Here is a 1,018-nt window from a genome sequence, read left to right on the forward strand (position 1 = left end):
TCCTGATCCTCGGCGTCAATGGCTTCATCGGCCACCATCTGACGCGCCGCATCCTCGAAACCACCTCGTGGGAGGTCTACGGCATGGACATGGCCTCCGACCGCCTTGGCGATCTGGTGAACCACCCCCGCATGCACTTCTCCGAGGGCGACATCACCATCAACAAGGAGTGGGTCGAGTACAACATCCGCAAGTGCGATGTCATCCTGCCGCTCGTGGCCATCGCCACCCCGGCCACCTACGTGCGTAACCCGCTGCGTGTGTTCGAACTGGACTTCGAAGCCAACCTGCCCATCGTGCGCAGCGCCGTGAAGTACGGCAAGCATCTGGTCTTCCCCTCGACCTCCGAGGTCTATGGCATGTGCACGGACGACGAGTTCGACCCCGAAGCCTCGTCGCTGGTCTACGGCCCGATCAACAAGCCGCGCTGGATCTACGCCTGCTCCAAGCAACTGATGGACCGCGTGATTCACGCCTATGGCATGGAGCAGGGCCTGAACTACACGCTGTTCCGTCCGTTCAACTGGATTGGTGCCGGGCTGGACTCGATCTTCGAATCGAAGGAAGGCTCCTCGCGCGTGGTCACCCAGTTCCTGGGTCACATCGTGCGCGGCGAGCCAATCAAGCTCGTCGATGGTGGCGCCCAGAAGCGTGCTTTCGCCGATATCTCGGACGGCATCTCGGCGCTGATGCAGATCATCGAGAACAAGAACGGCGTGGCCAGCGGCAAGATCTTCAATATCGGCAACCCGGCCAATATCCACTCCGTGCGCGAACTGGCAGAGATGATGCTGTCGATGGCTGCCGAATACCCCGAGTACGCCGAGTACGCGCAGCAGACCAGGATTGTGGAAACCTCGTCGGGCGAGTTCTACGGCAAGGGATACCAGGACGTGCAGCACCGCGTGCCGAAGATCGACAACACCATCGAGGAACTGGGCTGGAAGCCTGAACTGAACATGGAACAGGCGCTGCGCCGGATCTTCGAAGCGTATCGCGACAAGGTGGTGGAAGCGCG

General features: G+C 61.0%; 1 protein-coding gene. It reads left to right on the forward strand.

The features are described 5' to 3' along the window. Positions 1 to 2 precede the first annotated feature (2 nt). On the forward strand, positions 3 to 1,018 hold a 1,016-nt coding region (locus ABDB81_RS30355), incomplete at its 3' end, for a bifunctional UDP-4-keto-pentose/UDP-xylose synthase (RefSeq protein WP_346814414.1).

The sequence above is a fragment of the Cupriavidus sp. DL-D2 genome (assembly GCF_039710735.1).
Classification (GTDB): domain Bacteria; phylum Pseudomonadota; class Gammaproteobacteria; order Burkholderiales; family Burkholderiaceae; genus Cupriavidus.